17 protein-coding genes and 1 tRNA gene are annotated in these 23548 nt (G+C 74.5%); 9 read left to right on the forward strand and 9 right to left on the reverse strand.

The window, feature by feature from the left end; translation table 11 throughout:
* Nucleotides 1-37 precede the first annotated feature (37 nt).
* From ACZ4UB_RS34005 to ACZ4UB_RS34025, 5 genes are all read left to right on the forward strand, one after another.
* Entirely contained in the window at nucleotides 38-1297 is a 1260-nt protein-coding gene (locus tag ACZ4UB_RS34005) for a hypothetical protein (protein WP_468076281.1), read from the forward strand.
* Entirely contained in the window at nucleotides 1294-4116 is a 2823-nt protein-coding gene (locus ACZ4UB_RS34010) for a serine/threonine-protein kinase (RefSeq protein WP_468076283.1), read from the forward strand. The genes ACZ4UB_RS34005 and ACZ4UB_RS34010 overlap by 4 nt, the downstream gene beginning before the upstream one ends.
* Nucleotides 4117-4119: 3 nt before the next feature.
* A complete protein-coding gene (locus ACZ4UB_RS34015; protein WP_468076285.1) occupies nucleotides 4120-5595 on the forward strand; it encodes a PP2C family protein-serine/threonine phosphatase in 1476 nt (491 codons plus the stop codon).
* A gap of 44 nt (nucleotides 5596-5639) precedes the next feature.
* Nucleotides 5640-6971, forward strand: a complete 1332-nt coding sequence (locus ACZ4UB_RS34020) for a hypothetical protein (RefSeq protein ID WP_468076287.1) — start codon at nucleotides 5640-5642, stop codon at nucleotides 6969-6971.
* 100 nt (nucleotides 6972-7071) lie between these two features.
* On the forward strand, nucleotides 7072-7947 hold the full coding sequence (locus ACZ4UB_RS34025) for an FHA domain-containing protein (protein WP_468076289.1): 876 nt from the start codon (nucleotides 7072-7074) through the stop codon (nucleotides 7945-7947).
* On the opposite strand, the gene ACZ4UB_RS34030 is transcribed toward ACZ4UB_RS34025, so the two are convergent.
* Nucleotides 7928-8935, reverse strand: a complete 1008-nt coding sequence (locus ACZ4UB_RS34030) for a methyltransferase domain-containing protein (RefSeq protein ID WP_468076291.1) — start codon at nucleotides 8933-8935, stop codon at nucleotides 7928-7930. The two genes, ACZ4UB_RS34025 and ACZ4UB_RS34030, sit on opposite strands and share 20 nt — an antisense overlap.
* Nucleotides 8936-9047: 112 nt before the next feature.
* On the opposite strand from ACZ4UB_RS34030, the gene ACZ4UB_RS34035 reads away from it, so the two are divergent.
* Nucleotides 9048-9452 (forward strand): globin, encoded by a 405-nt coding sequence (locus ACZ4UB_RS34035; protein ID WP_354380303.1) that lies wholly within the window; start codon nucleotides 9048-9050, stop codon nucleotides 9450-9452.
* 192 nt (nucleotides 9453-9644) lie between these two features.
* Here the strand turns inward: ACZ4UB_RS34035 and ACZ4UB_RS34040 are convergent, their stop codons facing one another.
* Genes ACZ4UB_RS34040 through ettA form a run of 3 tightly spaced genes read right to left on the reverse strand, consistent with a single transcriptional unit; the run spans nucleotide 9645 to nucleotide 12494 of the window.
* Nucleotides 9645-10358: a DUF8010 domain-containing protein gene (locus ACZ4UB_RS34040; RefSeq protein WP_468076293.1), complete on the reverse strand. Its 714-nt coding sequence runs from the start codon at nucleotides 10356-10358 to the stop codon at nucleotides 9645-9647.
* Nucleotides 10355-10810, reverse strand: coding sequence for an acyl-CoA thioesterase (locus tag ACZ4UB_RS34045; protein WP_354380305.1), 456 nt, complete (start codon nucleotides 10808-10810; stop codon nucleotides 10355-10357). Before ACZ4UB_RS34045 ends, ACZ4UB_RS34040 begins: the two co-directional genes overlap by 4 nt.
* 19 nt (nucleotides 10811-10829) lie before the next feature.
* Entirely contained in the window at nucleotides 10830-12494 is a 1665-nt protein-coding gene (gene ettA, locus ACZ4UB_RS34050; protein ID WP_467967922.1) for an energy-dependent translational throttle protein EttA, read from the reverse strand.
* A 171-nt stretch (nucleotides 12495-12665) separates the two neighbouring features.
* Here ettA and ACZ4UB_RS34055 point away from each other — a divergent pair, with 171 nt between their 5' ends.
* A complete protein-coding gene (locus ACZ4UB_RS34055) occupies nucleotides 12666-13268 on the forward strand; it encodes a hypothetical protein (RefSeq protein WP_468076296.1) in 603 nt (200 codons plus the stop codon).
* Between the two features lie 25 nt (nucleotides 13269-13293).
* Here the strand turns inward: ACZ4UB_RS34055 and ACZ4UB_RS34060 are convergent, their stop codons facing one another.
* The 5 genes from ACZ4UB_RS34060 to ACZ4UB_RS34080 form a co-directional block, all read right to left on the reverse strand.
* Nucleotides 13294-14832 (reverse strand): phosphatase PAP2 family protein, encoded by a 1539-nt coding sequence (locus ACZ4UB_RS34060; RefSeq protein WP_468076298.1) that lies wholly within the window; start codon nucleotides 14830-14832, stop codon nucleotides 13294-13296.
* A gap of 161 nt (nucleotides 14833-14993) precedes the next feature.
* Nucleotides 14994-16175: a TQXA domain-containing protein gene (locus ACZ4UB_RS34065; protein ID WP_468076300.1), complete on the reverse strand. Its 1182-nt coding sequence runs from the start codon at nucleotides 16173-16175 to the stop codon at nucleotides 14994-14996.
* A gap of 224 nt (nucleotides 16176-16399) precedes the next feature.
* On the reverse strand, nucleotides 16400-16807 hold the full coding sequence (locus tag ACZ4UB_RS34070) for a single-stranded DNA-binding protein (RefSeq protein ID WP_467967912.1): 408 nt from the start codon (nucleotides 16805-16807) through the stop codon (nucleotides 16400-16402).
* Nucleotides 16808-16914: 107 nt separating this feature from the next.
* Complete coding sequence (locus ACZ4UB_RS34075) at nucleotides 16915-18855, reverse strand: GTPase (protein ID WP_468076302.1); 1941 nt, start codon at nucleotides 18853-18855, stop codon at nucleotides 16915-16917.
* A 4-nt stretch (nucleotides 18856-18859) separates the two neighbouring features.
* Complete coding sequence (locus tag ACZ4UB_RS34080) at nucleotides 18860-20479, reverse strand: dynamin family protein (RefSeq protein ID WP_468076304.1); 1620 nt, start codon at nucleotides 20477-20479, stop codon at nucleotides 18860-18862.
* A 434-nt stretch (nucleotides 20480-20913) separates the two neighbouring features.
* Between ACZ4UB_RS34080 and ACZ4UB_RS34085 the strand changes: the two genes are divergently transcribed.
* Nucleotides 20914-20986, forward strand: a tRNA-Arg gene (locus tag ACZ4UB_RS34085).
* Between the two features lie 241 nt (nucleotides 20987-21227).
* The coding region (locus ACZ4UB_RS34090; protein ID WP_468076306.1) for a tetratricopeptide repeat protein at nucleotides 21228-23548 on the forward strand (2321 nt) is incomplete at its 3' end.

The following is a 23548-nucleotide window of genomic DNA, read 5'->3' on the forward strand; positions in this document are numbered from 1 at the left end:
CGCCGTGGCGGAAACAGAAGGAGCCGGGTCCGCGGTGATGGACCGGGACGACGTCGACCGCGCGCTGACCCGGCTCGACGCGGAGCACGAGGCCGTCGAGACCTCGCTGCTCGCCCTCCAGGACCACGCCGGGCGCCGACTGCTGGAGGGCGCCGCCCTGGTCGGGATCACCCGCGAGCGGTGGGCCGCCGCCGACGCCGCCATCACCCGCCTGTGGACCTACTTCGACGCCTACAGCGGGGCGCTCAGCGCTGCCCGGGAGCTGCGCGAGCGGCGCCGCTGGCCGAGCCGCGAGGACCTGGTCGAGCTGACCGAGCGGCTGCGCGGCGCCGGGGTGATGATCGCGGGCGGCGCGGTGGAGGGTGCCCAGCTGGCCGAGCGCTTCTCGCTCGCCGAGCTGGTCGCCCGGATGAACGAGCTGTACGCGTCGTCGCTGGACATGGTGGTGGCCGCCGACGCGGTGTGGTCGGCGCTGCCCGCCCGGATAGACCTGCTCGCCGCCGAGCTGCACCGCACGCGCTCGCTGGCGCACTCCGTCGGCGTCCGCCCGGGCGCACACCCCTCGGGCGACGAACTGGAAGCGATCACCGCCGAGCTGGCGGAGCTGCGCGCCCAGGTCATCGAGGACCCGCTGGCCTTCTGGACGCCCACCCAGGGCAGTTCGGCGCCCGGTGGCGGGCGACCGGACACCGCCCGCTACGACCGGGCGGCGCGCGCGCTGGAGGACGTACGCCGCGAGGTGGAGGCGGTGCTGACCGTGCGGCAGGACGCCGAGCAGCGGCTGATCAGCCTGCGCGACGTGCTGTCGCGGGCCGACCGGACGCTGTCGGAGGCGCGGACCGCGCGCGGCGAGGTGCTGGCGAAGATCGCGGCCTCCGAGGTGCCGGCGGTCAGCGGACCGCCGACCGTGCTCCAGGAACAGCTCGCGGCGGCCGCCGAGTACCGGCGCCAGTCCCAGTGGCACCGGCTCTCCCCCCTGCTGGAGTCCCTGGAGGCCCGGGCCGAGGAGGAACTGCAGCGGGCCCGGGCGTCGTTGACAGCCGTGACCGCACCGCTGGCGGTGCGGGCCGAACTGCGGGGCAGGCTGGACGCGTACCGGGCGAAGATGACCCGGCACGGAACGGCGGGAGACCCCTTGCTCGTTGAGCGGTACGACGCGGCCCGGCGGATGCTGTGGAGCGCGCCCTGCGACCTACGGGCCGCCGAGCAGGCCGTCCTGCGCTACCAGCAGGTCGCCGCCGAGTCATTGGTGCCGCAGCAGGACCGGCCCGTCGGGCCGGGGAAGGAGGACGCATGAGCCTGATCGGGACTCCGTGCGGCCGGCCCGGCTGCCCGGGCACGTACGAGGACATGGGCGGCGGGGAGCTGTACTGCGACACCTGCGGACTGGCGCCGCTGCCGAGCGCCGCGCCGGCCGGAGCCACGTCGCCCGCGGGCGCGTCGGCCGGAGCCGGTGAGCTGGTGTCGCCGCCCACCGGGATGACCAGCGCGGCGCGGGGCGCCGGAGCGCGCGGCTCCCAGGGCTCGCAGCCCTCGGCGCGCGGTTCCGGCTCGGCCCGCTCCGCGCGGTCCTCGCGCTCCTCGTCCTCCCGGCGTTCGGTCTCGGGGCGGCTCTCGCGCGCCCTGTCCGGGACCGCCGCGTCCAGCCGCTCGGTGTCGGTGCGCAGTTCGGGCTCGGCGTCCGGGCCCTCGGGCCGCGGGCGGCTCGGCGCCGGGCTGGTGTCCGTACCGGAGGTGCCGCGCCCCGATCCCTCGGCCGCGGTGCTGGAGAACCCGGAGGTGCCGGAGCGCAAGCGGTTCTGCTCGAAGTCGGATTGCGGGGCCCCGGTCGGTCGGGCGCGCGGCGACCGGCCGGGCCGGACCGAGGGGTTCTGCACCAAGTGCGGGCACCCCTACTCCTTCGTGCCCAAGCTGGCCTCGGGCGACGTGGTGCACGGCCAGTACGAGGTGGCGGGCTGCCTGGCGCACGGCGGCCTCGGCTGGGTGTACCTCGCCGTGGACCGGGCGGTCTCGGACCGCTGGGTGGTCCTCAAGGGCCTGCTGGACACCGGGGACCAGGACGCGATGGCCGCGGCCATCTCGGAGCGGCGCTTCCTCGCGGAGATCGAGCACTCCAACATCGTACGGATCTACAACTTCGTCGAGCACCTCGACCAGCGGACCGGCTCGCTGGACGGCTACATCGTGATGGAGTACGTCGGCGGCAAGTCCCTCAAGGAGATCGCCAACGAGCGGCGCCGGGCGGACGGGCGGCGCGACCCGCTGCCGGTCGAGCAGGCCTGCGCGTACGGCATCGAGGCGCTGGAGGCACTCGGTCACCTACACAGCCGCAACCTCCTGTACTGCGACTTCAAGGTCGACAACGCGATCCAGCAGGCCGACCAGCTCAAGCTGATCGACATGGGCGCGGTCCGCCGGATGGACGACGAGGAATCGGCGATCTACGGCACGGTCGGCTACCAGGCGCCCGAAGTCGCCGAGCTGGGGCCCTCGGTGGCCTCCGACCTCTACACCGTCGCGCGCACGCTGGCGGTGCTGACCTTCGACTTCCAGGGCTACACGAACGTCTTCGCGGACAGCCTGCCGGACCCCGACCACATCGAGGTCTTCCGGCGCTATGAGTCCTTCTACCGCCTGCTGGTGCGGGCCACCGACCCGGATCCGGGGCGGCGGTTCGCCTCGGCGCAGGAGATGGCCGACCAGCTGACGGGCGTGCTGCGGGAGGTGGTCGCGCTCCAGACGGGCAGGCCGCGACCGCAGCTGTCCACCCTGTTCGGGCCGGAGTTGCGGGTCACCGACACCCTGTTGTTCGCCGAGGAGGCCGGGGCCGAGGTGTCCCGGCTGGGCGCGCGGGACGTGACCTCGCGGCGCGGCGCACTGTTCGGCCGGCGCCGCCCGGCGCCCACCCCGGCCGTGGGCTCGGGCAGCGCCCACGGCGCGGTGTCCGCCGTGACGGCGACCGCCCCGGCCGCCGCGGTGTCCGTCGTGGGTTCCGTGGTGCCCGTCACGGGCGCCACCCCGGTGCCCGCGCTGGCGACGACGGCCACGCACATGACGGGCGGCCCGGGCACCCTCGGGGTCGCCGCGCGACCGGATCCGGTCGGGGCGTCCGTTCCGGCGCCGCGGGCCGCCCCGCTCCCGGCCCCGCCCGCCGTACGGGCGTACCCCGCCGGGGTGCCCGGATCCGCGGCGCTCGCCGGGCTGGACGCCCGGGGCACCGCGCTGGCCCTGCCGGTGCCGCTGGTGGACCCGGCCGACCCCAATGCCGGCTTCCTGGCCGCGCTGCTGGCGTCGGCGCCCGCCGACCTGCTCGGGGCGCTGGGGGCGGCGCCCGCCGACTCCGCCGAGCTGCGGCTGCGCGCGCTGCGGGCCCACCTGGAGCTGGGCGAACTCGCCGTGGCGGGAGAGACCCTGACCGAGCTGGAGGTCCACCACCCCGACGACTGGCGGGTGGTGTGGGCGCGCGGGATCGCCTCCCTGGCCACCGGGGACGACGAAATAGCAGCGCTGTCCTTCGACGCGATCTACGACGCCTTCCCCGGCGAGCCCGCGCCGAAGCTGGCGCTGGGCCTGTGCGCGGAGGTGCTGGGCCAGTTGGACAATGCCGCCGAGTACTACAGCCTGGTCTGGGTCACCGACCCGGGCTTCGTGAGCGCGGCCTTCGGGCTGGCCCGGGTCCAGCTGGCCGCCGGGGACCGGGTCGCGGCCGTGCGCACGCTGGAATCCGTACCGGAGTCGTCCATCCACTACACGGCCGCGCGGGTGGCGGCCGTACGGGCACGCTTGCGCGACCGCTCCCCCGAGGAGCCGCTCCTGGACGATCTGCGGGCGGCCTCCGGGCAGGTGGAGGCGCTGCGACGGTTCGGTCTGGACGCCGTGCGCTACGAGGTGCTGACGGCGGAGGTTCTGGGCTCGGCGCTCGACTGGGTACTGTCGGGTAGCCGGGGTCCTGACCCCGGCCGGACCTCGCTGCTCGGCAGCCAACTGGACGAGCGGGGGCTGCGCTTCGGCCTGGAACGCTCCTACCGGGTCCTGGCCCGTCTGGCGCAGCGGGGCGAGGAGAGGATCGAACTGGTGGAACGGGCAAACCGTTTCCGTCCACGGACGTGGGTGTGAGTGATGTCGATGCATCGGCCGTCGGGCTGCCCCAGCTGTGCGGAACCGCTGGAAGAGGGTGACCTCTTCTGCGGGGTCTGCGGATACGCCCTGTCCGCGGATCCCCCGCCTCCGGACGACCACCCGACGGTCGCCCTGACACCTCCCGGCCGGGCGGCGGCCCGGCCCGACTTCCCGCCGTCGGCCGGCACGCCGGAGCCCTCGGGCCCCGCGGGCTGGTCCGACGCGTCGCACGTCGCGGGCCCGGCGCCCGCGCCCGCGCTGTACCCGCCCGGGCAGCCGGCCGCTGCCGGCTCCGTGTCCGGTCCGGCTTCCGGTTCGGCCTCCGGTTCTGCTTCCGGTTCTGCTTCTGCTTCCGCTTCTCGCGCCGAGGCGGCCGCGGGGAGCGCCGGCTACGGCGCGGGATGGTCGGCCACGGCCGGGGCCGCCGCGCCCGTGCCGACCCTCGTCGACGAGCCCGCCGGGTGGGGCGTCGCCGCGCCCGACGGGGCGACCACCGACCACCCCGGGAGCGGTGCGGACGCCGCCTCGGCCGCGGCTTCGCCCGCGGCGGGGACCGGCCCCGGCGGCGAGCCGACCGGCAAGACCTGCGTCGCCTGCCGCGCGGGCCGCGTCGACACCGACGGCTACTGCGAGCACTGCGGCCACGCCCAGCCCCGCGAGCGGGACCACCTCGAAGAGGAGCTCGGCAGCGTCGCCGCCGTCAGCGACCGCGGCCTGCGCCACCACCGCAACGAGGACTCCTTCGCGGTCGCGGCCACCGCGCTGCCCGACGGCAGCGCCGCGACCGTCGCCATCGTCTGCGACGGCGTGTCCTCGGCCAGCCGCCCCGACGAGGCCTCCGCCGCCGCGGCCGTCGCCGCCAACGAGGCCCTGCTGGACGCGCTGCCGCGCGGCGCCCTGCCCCAGCAGGCCATGCACGAGGCGATCCTGGCCGCCTCCACCGCCGTCAACGCCCTGGCCCCGGAGGTCCCCGGCGCGCAGAACGCCCCCGCCTGCACCCTCGTCGGCGCGGTCACGGCGGGCGGGCTGCTGATCATCGGCTGGGTCGGCGACAGCCGCGCGTACTGGGTGCCCGACGACCGCTCCGCCCCGCCCGCCCGCCTCACCGAGGACGACTCCTGGGCGGCCCAGATGGTCGCGGCGGGCCTGATGAACGAGGCCGAGGCCTACGCCGACGTCCGCGCCCACGCCATCACCGGCTGGCTCGGCGCCGACGCGTACGAACTGGAGCCGCACACCGTCGCCTTCAAGCCCGACCGGCCCGGCGTCGTGGTCGTCTGCACCGACGGACTGTGGAACTACGCCGAATCCGCGCAGGACATGGCCCGGGTGCTGCCCGCCGATGCCGCCGCCCGACCGCTGCACAGCGCCCAGGTGCTGGTCGGCCACGCCCTGGACGGCGGTGGCCACGACAACGTGACCGTGGCCGTCGTGCCGTTCGCGGTGCCCGAGGCGACCGCCGCACCCGCCGCCTGACCCCCCGCCAACCAGCCCGCCGCACACCCGAGGAGACCGTCCTGATGGCGAACTTCGCCAAGCCGAGCGCACCGCGCTTCACCCTGGAGGTGTACCAGAACGAGTTCCTCCCGGTGGGCGGGCAGGACGTGCACGCCATCGTGACGGTCACGTCCACCGGCGGCGCGGCCGCCACCCGCGTCGCGACCCCGGGCAGCGGCGCGGCTGTCGTGATCATGGTCGACTGTTCGGGTTCCATGGCGTACCCGCCCGCCAAGATGACCGGCGCCCGGGAGGCCACGGCGGCCGCGATCGACACCCTGCACGACGGGACCTCGTTCGCCGTGATCTCCGGTACGCACGTGGCCCGGGAGGTCTACCCCGGCCAGGGCCGCCTCGCGGTCGCGGACCCGGTGACGCGCGCCCAGGCCAAGGGCGCCCTCGACGCCCTCACCCCCGGCGGCGGCACCGCGATCGGGACCTGGCTGCGCCTCGCCGACGGCCTGCTCCGCCAGTCCCCCGCCACCATCCGGCACGGCATCCTGCTGACCGACGGCCGCAACGAGCACGAGAGCCCGGAGCTGCTGCGCACCACCCTCGACGCCTGCGCCGGGCGGTTCACCTGTGACGCCCGCGGGGTGGGCACCGACTGGGAGGTCAAGGAGGTGACGGGCATCGCGAGCGCGCTGCTCGGCACCGCCGACATCGTGGCCGATCCGGCCCACCTGGCCGAGGACTTCACGCTCATGATGGAGAACGTCATGGGCAAGGAGGTCGCCGACGTCGCGCTGCGGCTGTGGAGCCCGGTCGGCGCGGAGATCCAGTACGTCAAGCAGGTCGCGCCCGCCGTGCAGGACCTGACCGACCGCCGCACCGCGGCCGGCCCGCGCGCCGGTGACTACCCGACGGGTTCCTGGGGCGACGAGTCCCGCGAGTACCACGTCTGCGTCCGGGTGCCCGGCGCCTCCGTCGGCCAGGAGATGCTCGCCTCCCGGGTCTCCCTGGTCCTGCCGGGCCGGGAGGGCGAGGCGGCCACGACGCTCTCCGAGTCCCAGGGGCTGGTCCGCGCGGTGTGGACGGACGACCTGGCCGCCTCCACCGCCATCAACGCGCAGGTGGCCCACTACACCGGCCAGGCCGAGCTGGCCGAGGCCATCCAGCAGGGCCTGGAAGCACGCAAACTGGGCGATATAGGCGGCGCCACCGCCAAACTCGGCCGTGCCGTGCAGCTGGCCGGTGTGTCCGGGAACGAGGACACTGCGAAACTGCTGGCAAAGGTGGTGGATGTCGTGGATGTCGCTGCGGGTACTGTGCGGCTGAAGGCGAAGGTCGCCGACGCCGACGAGATGACCCTCGAAACACGGTCGACCCAGACCGTTCGAGTGAAGCGAAACTGACGTCCCGACGCAGGGAGAAGGGGGAACGGCCGACATGCCGACCTGCCCGAACGGGCACCAATCGGTCTCCGACGACTGGTGCGAAGTATGCGGTCACCGCATGGCCCCCGCGGGTGGCCACGAGCCTCCCGCGCCGCCCTCCTACGACTACGGCAGCTTCCCGATGGCCGGGGGCGAGCCCACCGCGCAGGCGGAGCTGTGCCCGCAATGCCGGACCCCGCGCGAGGCGATGGCCCCGTACTGCGAGGAGTGCCGCTTCAACTTCCTGACCCGGACGGCGACCTCGTACACGCCGATCGCCCCGAACCCGGCGACCACCCCCGGGCCCGCCCCGGTCCGCGGGCCGGCCGTGACCACGGGCGCGCAGCCGCTGCCGACCGCGGAGGCCTCGTACACCCAGGACCCCTACGAGTACCGCGATTCGCGACCCTCGCAGGTCAACCGGCCCGCCGAGTCCTTGCAGCGCGAGGATGACTGGGTGCTGCCGCCGCCGGTGCAGGAGCAGCCGCCGCAGGCCGAGTACCGCCCGACGTACGAGCAGCCCGAGCAGGTCCCGATCCCGCCCCAGGGCGGCGCCTGGACCGCGACGATCGGCCCCGACCGGTCGTACTTCATGGCCATGATGCAGCGCAGCGGCCCCGAGGCCGCGGGGCTCAACCTGCCCGCGTACTCACCGGAGCAGCACCTCCCGCTGTCCGGCGGCCAGATCACCATCGGCCGCCGCCGCGCCTCCACGGGCGAGTCCCCGGACGTCGACCTGTCGGTGCCCCCGGAGGACCCGGGCGTCTCGCACGCCCACGCGGTCCTGGTCCAGCAGCCCGACGGCAGCTGGGCCGTGGTGGACCAGAACTCCACCAACGGCACCTACATCAACGGCGGCGAGGACCCGATCCAGCCGTACGTACCGGTGCCGCTGCGCGACGGCGACCGCGTCCACGTCGGCGCCTGGACCACGGTCACCGTCCGCCGGGGCTAAAGGGTGTCCCTTCCGGTTCGTCTCCCAGGGGCCAGACGTACGGTCCCTGGGGGTCGTCCAGCCAGGACCACTGGCCCTCGTCGGTGACCGTCACGCCGAAGCGCTCGCGCGACGGGCGGTCCTCGCGGCGCCACAGGTCCAGGGCCTCGCGGGGGTGCAGCACGCCCGCCGTGAGGATCAGCATGAACTGGAAGCGCTCGTTCTCCAACAGCTCGTACGGGAGCCCGGCCGCCACCCACGGGGGCGAGGCCCCCGCTCCGCGCAGCGGGACGAAGTACGCCGAGGTGTGCAGGAACCGGCCCTCCGCGAAGCCCGCGTCCCGCACCCGCAGGGCGATCAGCCCCGTCGACAGCGGCGCCAGCACGCGCGCGCCCGGACGGCACTGGGGCAGCCAGGCGGCCGGGACCAGCGGCAGAGTGCAGGTGACGATGATCCGGTCGAAGGGGCCCCGGGCCGGGCATCCGCGCGCCCCGTCCCCGGTGACCACGGCCGGGTGGTAGCCGAGCTGCGCGAGGTGGGCCCGGGCGGATTCGGTGATCTCCTCGTCCAGGTCGACCGTGGTGACCAGGTCCTCGCCGAGCCGGTGGCACAGCAGCGCGGCGTTGTAACCGGTGCCGGCGCCGATCTCCAGCACGTTGTTCCCGTCCCGGACCTCCAGCGCGTCCAGCATCCGCGCCATGAGGGAGGGCTGGCTGCTGGAGGACACCAGCTCGCCGTCGCGCAGCCGGGTCGCGAGCGGGGCGTCCGTGTAGACCCCGCGCAGCCAGCGGGCCCGGCACTCGGGATCGGGGTCCTCGGCCCAGAGCCGCTCGTGGCCCGCGCCGCGGCCGGTCCAGAAGAAGGGGACGAAGACGTGCCGGGGCACCGCGGCGAAGGCCGCCAGCCAGGCGGGGTCGGTCAGCACCCCGGCCGCGGTCAGCTCCCGCACCTGGGCCGAGTGGGCCGTCTCCCGCAGGTCCCGGGTCGCTCTGGTCTCCGTGCCGCCCATGGTTCCACTGTGCTGCCGACGCCGCGGCGCCGCCCGTCGGCCGGGCGCCCGGTGGGCATCCGGTGGTCCTAGGACCGGGGTCCTCCGTCCGGGCGTCTGAGACGATGGTCGGGTGAACGAGATTCCGCGGAGCACCCTTCAGGAGCAGACCTTCTACGAGCAGGTCGGCGGCGAGCAGACCTTCCGCCGCCTGGTCCGGCGCTTCTACCAGGGGGTCGCCGAGGACCCGCTGCTGCGTCCGATGTACCCGGAGGCCGACCTGGGCCCCGCCGAGGAGCGCTTCGCGCTGTTCCTGATGCAGTACTGGGGCGGTCCGACCACCTACAGCGACGACCGCGGCCACCCGCGCCTGCGGATGCGGCACGCTCCGTTCCAGGTGGACCGGGCGGCGCACGACGCGTGGCTGCGCCACATGCGGGACGCGATCGACGAGCTGGGCCTGGCGCCGGAGCACGAGGCCCAGCTGTGGCGCTACGTGACGTACGCCGCCGCCTCGATGATCAACACCGAGGGCTGAAAGCCCGGTCCCCTCAGCCCCGCCGCGGCGTTCGAGGCGCCCCGGAGCCGGTCCCGTCAGCCTCGCCGGCGTTTGAGGCGCCCCCGAAGGGCGCTCCGGAGCCGGTCCCGTCAGCCCCGCCGGCGTTTGAGGCGCCCCCGGAGGGCGGGCCGGGAACCGGCGGGGTCCGCAGGAGGCTCCGCAGGAGGTTCCCTAGACGGGGCGGACCTGGAGCGCGCCCAGGCCGCCGCCCTCGCCCGGGCGACGGGTGACGACGGAGCCGTACGGGGTGCGCAGCCGCAGCCAGCTCCCGCAGGCCAGCAGCGCCACCGGCTCCGGGGCGTCGGGCACGGCGGGCTGCGCGGGCACGGTGGACCGTACCGGCCGCAGGAAGCCCAGGGACTGCGCGGCGTGCACGGCACGCAACGGCAGCGCGGTTTCGCCCAGGGTGCGGGACCAGATCTCCCGGCCGATCCGGTCGCGCTCGGCGCGGGTCCGGTGCGCGGCGGGCAGGGCCTCGTCGCGGGCGCGGAACTCGGCGACGGCCCCGGCCACGGCCGCGCGCATCGCCTCGGCGCCGGGCAGCCCCGGCACCTGCTGCCAACCGCCGCGGGGCGGCAGTACTCCCGTCCAGGGCGGCCCGGTGACGGCCGCGGGCACGGTCGCGCTGCCCGAGGCCTCGTCGATCGCCTCCAGGAACTCCCCGGCGGAGACGGTCCGGTCCAGCGCCGCGGCCAGCGGCTCCGCGAGCCGGGCCGTGCGGATCGCCAGCACCTCGAAGGACGGCGGGCGGCCGAAGACGGCGAGCGCGCCGCCGCCCACCTGGAGGCGGACCGCGGCGGCCCGGTCGTAGTGCACGAGCCGGCCCAGGAAGGCGGCGAGGTCCGCCGCCTCCCCGGAATCGGCGAGGCACAGCCGTTCGCTCATGCCGCGACGGCCCCTTCCGGGCCCGTGGGCTCGTCGAGGTACTTCTGCAGGAAGTGCTTCTCCTCGGCCGTGATGCGGCGGGGCCGCCCCTCGGCGAGGTTGTAGGGCACGACCACGGTCGAGGCCCGTACGTAGACCTGCTCGGGCCGGTCGCCCTCCGCCACGTCCTTGACCTCGTAGCCGATGGTCAGGGACGCGGCGCCTATCCGGGTCACCCAGGACTCGATGAGGACCGGCTCGTGCCGGTGCACGAGGGGCAGCTTGTAGTCGATCTCGTGGCGGGCCACGACGGAACCGCCCGTGAAGGACTCGCTGCCCTCCCCCGGCGCCAGCCGGAACATGAAGTCGATCCGGGCTTCCTCCAGGTAGCGGAGGAAAACCACGTTGTTCACGTGCCCGAAGGAGTCCATGTCCGACCAGCGCAAGGGGCACCGGTAGAGGTGTCTGGCCATGCTTGTCTCAGCCTCAGTCTCAGCCGCGGGTGAGCTTCTTGTACGTGGCGCGGTGCGGACGGGTCGCGTCCGCGCCGAGCCGCTCGATCTTGTTCTTCTCGTACGACTCGAAGTTGCCCTCGAACCAGTACCACTTGGACTCGCCCTCGTAGGCGAGGATGTGCGTCGCGACCCGGTCCAGGAACCAGCGGTCGTGGGAGATGACCACGGCCGCACCCGGGAACTCCAGGAGCGCGTTCTCGAGCGAGGAGAGGGTCTCGACGTCGAGGTCGTTGGTGGGCTCGTCGAGGAGCAGCAGGTTGCCGCCCTCCTTGAGCGTCAGCGCCAGGTTGAGGCGGTTGCGCTCACCACCGGAGAGGACACCGGCCGGCTTCTGCTGGTCCGGGCCCTTGAAGCCGAAGGCGCTGACGTACGCGCGGGACGGCATCTCGACCTGGCCCACGTTGATGTAGTCCAGCTCGTCCGACACGACGGCCCAGAGGGTCTTCTTGGGGTCGATGTTGGCGCGGCTCTGGTCGACGTACGAGATCTTGACCGTGTCGCCGACCTTGATGGCGCCGGAGTCCGGCGTCTCCAGGCCCTGGATCATCTTGAACAGCGTGGTCTTGCCCGCGCCGTTCGGACCGATGATGCCGACGATGCCGTTGCGCGGCAGCGTGAAGGACAGGTCGTCGATGAGGACCTTGTCGCCGAACGCCTTGTTGAGGTTGTTGACCTCGACCACGATCGAGCCCAGACGCGGGCCCGGCGGGATCTGGATCTCCTCGAAGTCCAGCTTGCGCATCTTGTCCGCTTCGGCCGCCATCTCCTCGTAGCGGGCGAGGCGGGCCTTGGACTTGGTCTGGCGGCCCTTGGCGTTGGAGCGGACCCACTCCAGCTCTTCCTTGAGGCGCTTCTGGCGCTTCTCGTCCTTGCGGCCCTCGACCTTGAGACGGGTGGCCTTCTTCTCCAGGTACGTGGAGTAGTTGCCCTCGTAGGCGATGGCGCGGCCGCGGTCGAGTTCGAGGATCCACTCGGCGACGTTGTTCAGGAAGTACCGGTCGTGGGTGACGGCGATGACGCAGCCCTTGTACTGCGAAAGGTGCTGCTCCAGCCAGTTCACCGACTCGGCGTCCAGGTGGTTGGTGGGCTCGTCGAGGAGGAGCAGGTCCGGGGCCTCGATCAGCAGCTTGCAGAGCGCGACGCGGCGCTTCTCGCCACCGGAGAGGTTGGTGACGGGCCAGTCGCCGGGCGGGCAGCCCAGGGCGTCCATGGCCTGCTCCAGCTGGGCGTCGAGGTCCCAGGCGTTGGCGTGGTCCAGGTCCTCCTGGAGCTTGCCCATCTCGTCCATGAGCGCGTCGGTGTAGTCGGTCGCCATTTCCTCGGCGACCTCGTTGAAGCGCTTCAGCTTGGCCATGATCTCGGCCGCGCCGTCCTGGACGTTCTCCAGCACGGTCTTCGACTCGTCGAGCTTGGGCTCCTGCATGAGGATGCCGACGGTGAAGCCCGGCGACAGGAACGCGTCACCGTTGGACGGCTGCTCCAGCCCCGCCATGATCTTCAGCACGGTGGACTTACCGGCGCCGTTCGGGCCGACCACACCGATCTTCGCGCCGGGCAGGAAGTTCAGGGTGACGTCATCAAGAATCACCTTGTCGCCGTGCGCCTTGCGCGTCTTGCGCATGGTGTAGATGAACTCAGCCAAGAGAAACCGTCCGGCAGATCGATGGTGGGCAGATACACCCCATCTTGCCAGGCGTCCACCCCCTGGGGGAAACGAGAAGGGTCCCGCGACCGCCCCCGAGCCCAGTCGCCGCACGGCAGGATGTCCCTGACATCGGGGAGGACCGGGGGCACCGGGGGCGGGGGAATCGGCGTGGACAACGGACTGGTCGCACTGGCCGCGGCGGTCGTGGGGGTGGCCGGGACGCTGCTGGCCACCGCCCTGTCGCAGCGGATGCTGGCCCGGGTGCAGGCGGACCAGTTCGAGCGGCAGCAGCGGGCCGCGCACGCGCAGTGGCTGCGCGAGCGGGAGGTCGCGGAGCTGGGCCTGCGGCGGGACTGCTACATCGCGGCGGGCGCCGCCTACCGCCGCTACCGGATCTCCCTGATGACCTTCCTGTGGCTGGTGCGGGACGACGAGGTCACCCCGGCGGAGCGGGCGGCGCTGGAGGAGGCCCGGAGCGGGCACCACGCCGCCTTCGCCGAGGCCCAGATGATCGCGTCCGGGGAGGTGCTCGGGGAGCTGGACCGGCTGATGGACGTCCTGGCCCGGGTCTACAGCCGGGTGCTGCGCCTGGGCTCCCAGGACCCGGACGTCTCCTTCGAGGACGTCCACGCGGAGCTACTGGGCCTGCGCGACCACTGGGACGCCGTCCGCACGGCGATGCGGACCGGCCTCGGCGCGGATCCGGCGCCGCGGGTCGGTGCGCCGCGCGCGGCCGCGGACGTGGTGGGCACGGGGCCGGCGGGGGTGTGACGCGCCCGCGGCCCCGGTGCGGGGGTCAGTGCGGGCGGTAGACGGTGAGGGCGTCGGGCAGCTCGTCCAGGACGAAGGCTCCGGGGGCCAGCGCGTACTCGCCGTCGTAGGCGAGCGGGGTGCCCTCCGGGACCTGCGAGACCCGCAGGCTGCGCAGCCGGGTCGCCGTGTGGACGGGCGAGCGGGTGAGCGGGCCCGCGAGGGCAGCGGCCAGCAGGCGCGGACCGGGGCGCCCCCCGCCGAAGACGAGGCGTACGTCGAGCAGCCCTTCGCCGAGGCTCATCCGGTACCGCGGGGTCGGACCGCTGCCCTGGTAGGTCCCGTTGCCCGCGAAGAGCAGCCAGACGGCCCGGCTCCGCCCGGCCAGGCGCATGCGCACGGGGCGCTCGGCGCGCAGCACCTTCCAGGAGGCCAGCAGCGCGGCGGGCCCGCCACCGATCCGGGGTCCCCACCGCAGCCGGTGCCCGAGCAGCTCCGGGTAGGCGCCGATGCTGAAGTTGTTGAGGAAGTACCCGAACTCCTCCCGGCCGCTAGCGCCGGGCGCGGGCACCGGGGCGGCGCTCGGGTCGTCGCTCGGTTCCGCCCGGGCCGGACCGGGCGTGAAGCGGCCCACTCCCACCTTGACGGCGTGGCCCGCGGCCACCGCGCGGCAGGTGTCCTCGATCCCGACGAGCCCGAGGTCGAGCGCGAAGTGGTTCAGGGTCCCGCCCGGGAACACGGCGAGCGGCACTCCGGCCCGCAGCGCGGCGGTGGCGGCGGCGTTCACCGTACCGTCGCCCCCGCACACCCCGAGGACGGCGCTGCGCGCGGCCGCCGCGGCCAGCTCGGCGGGCAGGTCGGGCCCTTGGCATTCGATCAGCTCGGCCTTGGGCAGGCGCTCCCGGACCAGGTCGAGCCCGGCCTCGGCGGCGGTCCCCGACCCCTGGTTGACGATCACCGTGAGCCCCTCGCCGTCCGCCAGCGCGGGGGCGTCGGCCGCCGGACGCTCGTCGCCCGGCGAGACCCGCTGGCGCTCGATGTCCCGGGCCAGCCACCTCACGGTGCACCCCGCGGCCACGCCGAGCGCCGCCCCGGCCATGACGTCGGTCGGGTAGTGCACCCCGGTGTACACCCGGGAGAAGGCCACGGAGGCCGCCACCGGGAGTGCGACGAGGCCCCAGCCGGGCGACTCCAGCGCCAGCCCGGAGGCGAAGGCGAAGGCGGAGGCCGAGTGTCCGGAGGGGAAGGAGGTGGTCCGGGGCTGCCGGGCCGGCCGCCGCGCGGCGGGCACGCCCTCCAGCAGCGGCCTGGTCCGGCGGACCGACCACTTGCCGACGGTGTTGATGGTGGCGGAGGCGAGCGCGAGCGAGGCCATCCCGCGCACCGCCCCGCGCCGGGCCCGGGCCGAGCCGAACACCGCCAGCGCCGAGGCCGCGCCGGCCCACAGCACCCCGTGGTTGGCGGCCCGGCCGAGTCGGGGCAACACCCGGTCGGCCCCGGGCCAGTGCCTGCGGGCCACCGCGTCGAACAGCGCGCGGTCGCCCCGGGCGACCGCTCCTTGCCAGGTCAGTTCCTGATCAACCATTCCACGCCCTTACCCGCCGAACCCCTTTCGAACCAGCCTCGCCCACCGAACGGCCCCCCGCACGAGCGACGGGCCGGGCGGGCGTACGGGCACGAGTACGGGCGGCGGGGTACGGGTACGGGCGGCACGGTACGGGCCGGTCCGATCCCGGCCGTACGGGTCTACGCGCCGTCGTCCTCCGGTCCGGCCGGAGCGCCGATCCCGTCCTCCTCCAGCGGCCGCTTGCGCAGCAGCAGGACGACCATGCCGCCCAGCACCACCAGGCCCACCGCCAGCCCGGCGATCACCGGGGTGGCCGCGGAGCTGCCGCTGGCCGCCAGCCGCTCCTCGTCGGTGAGCCCCGTGGTCCCCGTCGTGGACCGGGTCGCCCCGGTCGGCGGCCCCACGGACGTCCCGGCCGAGCCCTGCGCGTGCTGGCCGTCGGCCGGCACCCGAACCACCCGGGTCGGCCACACCGCGGTGGCCACGGCCGAGGCCGAGGACTCGCTCGACCCCGCGACGATCAGGGCCTGGGTCTGCTCCCCGCTGGTGAAGACCCGGCCCACCGGGACCCTCATCGCGCCCTGCACGGTCACCGAGGCCACCCCGTCGGGGGTGCCCGCCGGGACCTCGAAGAACAGCCTGCTGCCGTTCCCCGCGGTGGTGACCGGCTGCCCGTCGGCGTCCACCACCCGCACGCCCATCGCCACGGCCCCCGCGTCCGGGGTGACCGTCACGCTCTGGGCGCCGGTCCGGACGGTGACGGGACCGATCCTGCTGCCGACCGGCCCGGACACCTCCCCGGGATCCAGGCCCAACGAGGCCGGCGGCTCCGGCAGCTGCCCCGCGACCCGCTGGAGGTAGTCGGCCAGCTTCTCCGCCTCCGGATCGGACGCCTCCACCTGCGCGCCGTCGGCCAGCCGCCAGATCGCCACCTGGGTCCCGGCCGCCGCGCTCTCGGCGGTGAGCGATCCGGCCCCGGCGGCCTTGGCCAGTCCGGTCAGGTCGTTCAACTGGGGGTAGGAGTGCTCCAACACCCAGCGGATCCGGCCCGCGTCGCCGTGCCCGCCGAGCGGACTGCGGCTCCACGCGGTCTCGGTGTAGTGCGCCTGCGGCTGCGCGAAGCCGGCCAGGCCGACCCCGTACGTCTGGAGCATCCCGCCGCCGTCGACCCGCATCTCGTACAACCCGGCCGGGATCTGCTGCACCCCGCCGTCCTGCGTGCGCAGGACCGCCTGCCCGTAGGTCTTCAACCCGTCCAGCACGGCGCTCGCGCCCTCCGGTGGTCGGGCGCCCCCGCCGTCCGTCCCGGCGGCCGCCGCGGTGCCCGGCGCGGTGGCGAGCGCGGCGGCCAGCAGCGCCATGGCGAGCGGACGGCGTGCGGCGGCCCGCAGCCCGCCCCCCGATTCGGCCGGTTCGGGGAACGCGGCAGGTTCAGTGGAAGCGGCAGGTTCAGTGGACGCAGCAGATGCAGCAGGTTCAGCAGATGCAGCAGAGGATGCGGGAACGGCGATCGACACAGTCTTCCCCTCCGGGCCATAGACCCAGGTGCCCGTGAGTTCCGTGGAATCCTAGCGGCCTCGAACACTCAACCCACCGCCGCCTTCTGAGCTTCCGTCAGTACGGCGTCCGTGCGGACGACGCGCCGGAAGGCCGAGGTCCCGCGATTGAGGTCGTGCCCGATGGCGACCGCGTCGATCTCCGCCGAGACCCACCGTTTGCCGTCCCCGTCCCCCTCCTCGTCCCGCACCCGCAGACGCCCGTGCACCACCAGCGGTTCCCCCGAGGCGACCGACCCCGCCAGGTTGACGGCGAGCGCCCGCCGCGCCCACACCGTGTAGAAGCTGGTCGAACCGTCCTTCCAGCTCTCCCGCTGCCGGTCCCAGTACCGCGGGGTCACCGCGAACCGGAATCTGACCACTGCTCCGTTCGGCGACTCCCGGTAGTCCATCCCCGTCGCCACATTCCCCACCAACGTCACCAGGGTGTCGTTCATCCCCGCCCCTCCCCTTCACCTTCGCCTTCGTCCACCGGCCGTCGCGGTGATCAGCACGTCCCACCCATGCTGACCCCGACCGACCGCAGCCCGCCCCGGCCTGTGGATTACTGGCGGGTTGTGGACAACCTCGCCACCGTCGCGTACTGCTCGCGCACCTCCCGGTAGCGCAGCAGCTCCGCCGCGACCGGCTCCAGGACCCGCGCCCGCCCGCACCCGGCCGCCGCCTGCCGCAGCCGCTGCTCCGCGTCCTGCCCGTACCGCCGGGCCGGGCCGCGGGCCGCGATCGAGCAGGCCCACTCGACCAGGGGTCCGCCCACGATGCCCGCCACCATCAGCAGCACCGGCGGCAGCAGCAACGGCTCCAGCACCCCGACGATCTGGCCCACCAGCCAGAGCCCGCCGTAGATCTGGAGCAGCGTCATGGCCGCCTGGGTCAGCACCGCGGCGGGCCACCAGGCGGGCCGCGGCGGCTTCCCGCCGGGCACCGCGATCGTCGCCGTCAGCTCGTCCAACGCCTCCGGCAGCAGCTCGCCACCGCGCACCGCGGTCTCCCGCACCGCCTGCGCCCAGGGGTCGGGCAGCCCCTTGACCGCCTCGTCGGAGACCGTTCGTACGGCCTGCTCCACCCGCTGGCGGGCGGTCACTTCCTGCTCGACCGGCGCCGGGGCCGTACCGGAACCGCGCCCCCCGATCGCGGCCAGGGCGGCCAGCCCGGCGAGCGTGCGCGGGGCGCGCCGGCCCTCGTACCAGCGCCACAGCCGCAACCACGGCGTCCCGCACGCCTTCCCGGCATTGCGCCGCCAGGCCCGCTCGGCGGCGAGCCCGGCCGCGTACGCACCCACCGCCTCGGCCAGCCGGTCCTCGAACCCGGCCCGCGCGGCCTCGCCGATCTCCGGTGCCGCGTGCCCGTCGGCGACGTACAGCGGCCGCAGTCGACCCGCCGCCCGGTCGAGGTCGGCGGCGATCCGCCGGGTCGCGGCGCCCCGCTCCTGGGTGAACTGTCCGAGCATCTCGCGCAGTTCCCCCAGCCCCTCACCGGTGAGCGCGGAGAGCCCGAGGACCGTCGCGCCGGGTTCGCCGTGCTCGCCGAGCGCGATCCCGTCCTCGTCGAGCAGCCGGCGCAGATCGTCGAGGACCAGGTCGGCCGCCTCGCCGGGCAGCCGGTCCACCTGGTTGAGCACGACGAACGTCACCTCGGCGTGCCCGGCCAGCGGGCGCAGGTAGCGCTCGTGCAGCACGGCGTCGGCGTACTTCTCCGGGTCGACCACCCACACCACCGCGTCGACCAGCGCCAGCACCCGGTCCACGTGGTCACGGTGCGCGCCGACCGCGGAGTCGAGGTCGGGCAGGTCCACCAGGACCATCCCGCGCAGCGCCTCCGCCTCGGAGGTCTCGCGCGGGCGCCGGCGCAGCCGGCCGGGGATCTCCAGCCGGTCCAGGAGCCCGGCCGCCCCGTCGGACCAGCTGCACGCGATCGGCGAGGCGGTGGTCGGGCGGCGCAGGCCGGTCTCGGAAATCTGTACCCCGGCGAGTGAATTGAAGAGCGTGGACTTGCCGCTTCCGGTGGCTCCGGCGATCGCGACGACCGTGTGTTGCGCGGACAGCCCGCGCCGGGCGGCGTATTCGTCGAGCACCCGACCCGCCTCGGCCAGCGTCTTGCCGTCGAGCCGGGTGCGGGACAGCCCGACCAGCTGGCGCAGCGCTTCGAGCCGGCTGCGCAGCGCCTGGCCCTCGGGGCTGAGCGGCGGTGCGGCGGGGGCCTTGCCGCCGTCGTTCTCCGCGCCGGAGACGGCCCGTACGAGCGCCTCGTCGGCACCGCCGTTGCCGTCGGGGTCGTCGTCGCCCGGGCCCACGTCCAACCGGCGCGACCGCGCGATGAACCCGTCGTCCCAGCGCGGCCGACCCTCCCCGCCCCGATCACGCTCGTGCTCGTGCTCCTGCTCGCGCTCGCGCTCGTTCCCGTGGGCCAGGCCGCGGTCGTCGCGGCCGTCGCGGTCGTCGTAGTCGTGATCACGGTCGTCGGTTCGGTCGGTCAGGGCGGTCACCGCGTCACCTCTCCTTCTGCAGCACGGACAGCGCGGCGATCAGTTCCGCCTGGGGTTCCGGGGTCACTTCGAATGCTTCGAGGGGCGCGAGGCGGCGGTCGCGTTCGCCGCGCAGCACCTGGTCGAGGTGGGCGCCGACCAGCTCTGCGCCGCGGTCGCGCAGCCGCAGGGCGACCTGTACGCCGACCCGCTCGGCCAGCTTCTCGCCCGCCACGCGGGCCCGCTTGCCGCCGAGCAGCACCGCGACGAGCAGCGCGGCCACGCCGTCCGGATCCGGCCCGGGCTGCTTCTCCAGCTGGGCCACCTCCTCCTCGGCCAGCTCCTCCAGGACGCGCCGCCAGCGGCGTACGGCCATCCCGATCCGCTCGGCCGCCTCCTGGTCGGGGGCCGGCAGCGCGAGCGCGGCCGCGGCCGGTTCCCGGCGCCACGCCTGCGCGATCCGCTCGTCCGCGGCGGCCACGGCGCACTGCAAGAGCGCGCCGAGCGACTCGGCGAGGGAGTCGAGGAGTTCGTCGGGCGTGGTGTCGAGGGGGTAGCCGCGCCAGCGGGTGAGGGCGTCCCCGGCGAGCACCGCGCCGCCGTCGAGCCGGGTGCGGACCCGCTTGCCCTCCCGCTTGTAGGCGTCCTCGACGGCCGAGGTCAGGCGTACGGCGGCCGCGTGCTGGGCGGCGACGGCGGAGGCCAGTTCGGGCATCCGGCGCGAGAGCGAGTCCAGCACGCCGAGCGCGGTCCGCCCCACCGCCTGCTGGCGCGCGGCGGGGTCCTGCGCGTGGTGGCTGAGCCAGGCGAGCAGCGGCGCCACCGCGCTGGCCGGCAGCAGCCCGCCGTCCCCGGCCGACTCGGGCAGCTCCGGCACGGTGAAGCGCGGTACGTCGCCCAACCCGGCCCGGGTGAGCAGCGCGGCGTACTGCCGCGAGACCTCGCCCAGGACCTGGTGCGGCACCCGGTCCAGGACGGTGACCAGGGTCGCCTTGTACTCCTTGGCGGTGCGCAGCAGGTGCCAGGGGACGGCGTCGGCGTAGCGGGAGGCGGTGGTGACCATGACCCAGACGTCGGCGGCGCAGATCAGTTGGGCGGCCAGGGTCCGGTTGTCGACGACGAGGGAGTCGATGTCGGGGGCGTCGAGGACGGCCAGGCCGCGCGGCAGGGTGCTGACGGTCTCGATGCGCACCTCGCGCGGCTGCCCGCCGCCCGCGGCGGTCGAGCGGCGACCGAGCCCCTTCAGGCCGACCGGAACGGCCTCCTCCTCGTCCTGCGGGAGCCAGACGCGCATCAGGTCGGGGAGCACGCGCATGCCGGCGAACCAGTGGTGGTCATCCGGATGGCAGACGAGCACGGGTGTGCGGGTGGTGGGCCGGAGCACTCCGGCTTCACTCACCTGGCGGCCCACCAGAGAGTTGACGAGGGTGGACTTCCCGGCTCCGGTGGACCCGCCGACGACGGCGAGGAGCGGGGCTTCGGGGGCTTTGAGCCGGGGCACGAGGTAGTCGTCGAGCTGTGCGAGCAACTCTGACCTGGTCTGACGGGCGCGCGGGGCACCGGGCAGGGGCAGCGGTAGACGCACGGAGGCTACCCGGTCGCGCACGGCGGAGAGGGCATCGAGCAGCTGAGGCCGAACATCCAAGGTCACCACATGTGAAGAATGCCCAATTTGTGACCTTTTTTGAAGCTTATACGCCTCCTGCGCGGCGAACGCGACTCGGGTGGGGCATCCCGGCCACTTCCGACGGGCTCCGGGCGGCCCCCGCACGGGCGGGCGGCGCGCGGCCGCCGGGGCGGCATCCAACGGCGGGCGCACGCCCTGCCGAGACATCACAGACAGACGGGACGAGTGGGGCACAGGCATAACGAGTGCACAACACCCGGGGCGCCGCGGCGCAAAAGCGATGCGAGAATCGCACCTGCCTGCGATTATCGGGACCGCTTCACCGAACCTCCACATCGTGGCACGCGGGGGAAGCAACCGGGACAAGGCGGCCGGAGCCCTATCCTTGACCCGGCACGGACCGCAGTCCCACCCCCACCCCGGGGCTCCAGGCCCCACAAGGCCACCTTCCGGCCCCCGTAGCTCAGTGGATAGAGCAGGTGCCTTCTAAGCACTTGGCCGCAGGTTCGAGTCCTGCCGGGGGCACTTTTTCTCCACGCCTCGAAGCCCTCCCCCGGGAGGGCTTTCGCGTAGGTTCCCGGACCCTACCGAGCCGCTCGTAGCGCCCTGATAAGGGCCGGATCGCCACCCTTCCCTCCCGTCCGTGTTCGTTTCCCGGCCGCGCTCGCCGGGCCGGGCGTGTTCCGTGGGGGGTTCCGGGGGACGGGAAGGGGGAGCGCGTGAGAGTGTCCGTACCGGCGGGACGCCGGCGAGGGACGGGGTGGCGATGGCGGGGCAGCGGGGGCGGTCGCGCGGGGAGTTGATCCGACAGCGGGCGCGGGGGCAGTTCGTGGGCCGGCGTGCGCAGCTGTCGCTGTTCGCGGACAACCTGGCCAGAGATCCGGAGTCCGACGTGGACCCGGCGGAGTTCCTCTTCCACGTGCGCGGGGTCGGCGGGGTGGGCAAGTCCACGCTGCTGCGGCAGTGGCAGGAGGCGGCCCGGCGCGCGGGCGCGGTCACGGCGGTGGTGGACGAGGGGGACGTCCAGGGCGTCCAGCGGACCCTGGTCGAGCTGGCCCGGCAGTTGGCGGAACAGGCCGGTCCGCTCAAGGAGTTCGACCGGGCCGCCGAGCAGTACCGCCGGGAGCTGGAGGCGTCGGCCGAGCCGATGCCCGCGCCGGACGCGCAGCAGGAGCAGGCCTCGCTGTCGAGCCGGCTCGTGACGCAGGCGGCGCTCGGCACGGCTTCGCTGCTGCCCGGCGCCTCGGTGGTGACGGCGATGACGAATCCGGACGCGGCCGCCCAGGGCCTGGACCGGCTCCGGGCCGGTGTCCGCGGCCGCGGCCGCCGGCCCCGCGGGGGTGACGCGGCCGGGGTGAGCCGGGTGTTCGTCGCCGAGCTGGGGCGACTCTGCGACCGGTACCCGTGGGTGGTGCTGTTCTTCGACACCTGGGAGCAGACCGGCCGCGCCCTGGACGAGTGGCTGCGGGACCTGCTCGACGACGCCTTCGGGCCGGTGGCGGTCAACGTCATGGTGGTGCTGGCCGGCCGGGACGAGCTCGCCGAGCGCGAGTGGGCCGCGCTGCGGGCGCAGGTGGCCGACGTACCGCTGGAGGAGTTCACCGAGGTCGAGACGCGGGCGCTGCTGGCCGCGCGGGGGGTGACGGACCCGGGGGTGGTGGAGGCGGTGTGGCAGCTGTCCATGGGGCTGCCGCTGCTGGTGGAGCTCCTCGCGCTGGCCCAGCCGGGCTCCGCCGAGGACGTGGACTCGGGCGGCGACGTGGTGGACGCGGCGGTCGACCGGTTCGTGCAGTGGTGCACGGACCTGCTCCAGCGCGAGGCCGTCCTGGCGTGCGCGCTGGCCCCGCGGCTCAACGAGGACGTCTTCGCCGCGGCCGTGCCGCCCGGGGCGCTGGACCTGTGGACGTGGTGGTGCGGGCAGCCCTTCGTGACCGGCCACGGCGGCTACAAGCAGTACCACGCGGTGGTGCGGGCGAGCATGGTGCGCCAGCAGCGCACCCGTTCGCCACGCCGTTGGACCGACGCGCACCTGCGGCTCGCCGATGCGCACGCCGGCTGGCGGGCCGCCGTGGAGGCGGGGCTCCCCGAGACGAAGTGGTGGGGCGACGCCCTGTGGCGCGGGCACCTGATGGACGAGACGTACCACCGGCTCTGCGCGCGGCCCACCGCCGCGTTACCGGAGGCGCTGGAGCTGGCGGTCCATGCGGCCGGGGAGGATCCCGCGGCCCTGTGGCAGTACACGGACGCCTTGGCGCAGGCGGCCCGGGACACCTCCGATCCCGCCCTCGCGCGCTGGGCGGGGCGCCTCCAGGAGGCGGTGGCGGGCGACCAGCCCGCGCTGGACTGCCTCGCCGGGCTGCTGAGCCACGGTCACCTGCCGCGGTCCGTACGGGCCCTGGCCCACACCCTGCGCGGCCGGCAGCTCTGCCTCGACGACCGCGAAGCGGAGGCGGTCGTCGAGCTCGACCGCGCGATCGCCGCCGATCCCCTGACCGGCCGCCCCTGGGCCCTGCGCGGTGACGCCCACCGCTGTCTCGGCGACTACGAACGGGCCGTCGCCGACCTGACGATCGCCCTGGGCATCGACCCCGGTAACCCCTGGTGCCTCTCCCGCCGTGGCGAGGCCCACCGCATGGCCGGCCAACGCGAGCAGGCCATCGCCGACCTCGACCGCGCGATCGAGGCCGACCCCGACAGCGACTGGGCCTTCGCCTCCCGCGGCGAGGCCCACCGCGAGAGCGGGCGGCGGGACGCGGCCCTCGCGGACTTCACCAGGGCGCTCGACATCGACCCCGACTACGTCTGGGCCCGCACGCAACGCGGCCGAACCCACCACGAGAGCGGCCGCTACGACGAGGCCGTCGCCGACTACACCAGGGCGCTCGACAGCAACCCCGACTACTCCTGGGCGCTCGACTCCCGCGGCGAAGCCCACCGCATGGCCGGCCGCTACGACGAGGCCGTCGCCGACTTCACCAGGGCGCTCGCGATCAACCCCGACTACTCCTGGGCGCTCGACTCCCGCGGCGAAGCCCACCGCATGGCCGGCCGCTACGACGAGGCCGTCGCCGACTTCACCAGGGCGCT

The organism is Streptomyces sp. NPDC028419 (assembly GCF_055565515.1).

Coding starts and splice junctions, on each gene's coding strand:
- ACZ4UB_RS34005 (WP_468076281.1), top strand. CDS start 38: ATGGACCGGGACGACGTCGACCGCGCGCTGACCCGGCTCGACGCGGAG.
- ACZ4UB_RS34010 (WP_468076283.1), top strand. CDS start 1,294: ATGAGCCTGATCGGGACTCCGTGCGGCCGGCCCGGCTGCCCGGGCACG.
- ACZ4UB_RS34015 (WP_468076285.1), top strand. CDS start 4,120: ATGTCGATGCATCGGCCGTCGGGCTGCCCCAGCTGTGCGGAACCGCTG.
- ACZ4UB_RS34020 (WP_468076287.1), top strand. CDS start 5,640: ATGGCGAACTTCGCCAAGCCGAGCGCACCGCGCTTCACCCTGGAGGTG.
- ACZ4UB_RS34025 (WP_468076289.1), top strand. CDS start 7,072: ATGGCCCCCGCGGGTGGCCACGAGCCTCCCGCGCCGCCCTCCTACGAC.
- ACZ4UB_RS34030 (WP_468076291.1), bottom strand. CDS start 8,935: ATGGGCGGCACGGAGACCAGAGCGACCCGGGACCTGCGGGAGACGGCC.
- ACZ4UB_RS34040 (WP_468076293.1), bottom strand. CDS start 10,358: ATGAGCGAACGGCTGTGCCTCGCCGATTCCGGGGAGGCGGCGGACCTC.
- ACZ4UB_RS34045 (WP_354380305.1), bottom strand. CDS start 10,810: ATGGCCAGACACCTCTACCGGTGCCCCTTGCGCTGGTCGGACATGGAC.
- ACZ4UB_RS34060 (WP_468076298.1), bottom strand. CDS start 14,832: ATGGTTGATCAGGAACTGACCTGGCAAGGAGCGGTCGCCCGGGGCGAC.
- ACZ4UB_RS34065 (WP_468076300.1), bottom strand. CDS start 16,175: ATGGCGCTGCTGGCCGCCGCGCTCGCCACCGCGCCGGGCACCGCGGCG.
- ACZ4UB_RS34070 (WP_467967912.1), bottom strand. CDS start 16,807: ATGAACGACACCCTGGTGACGTTGGTGGGGAATGTGGCGACGGGGATG.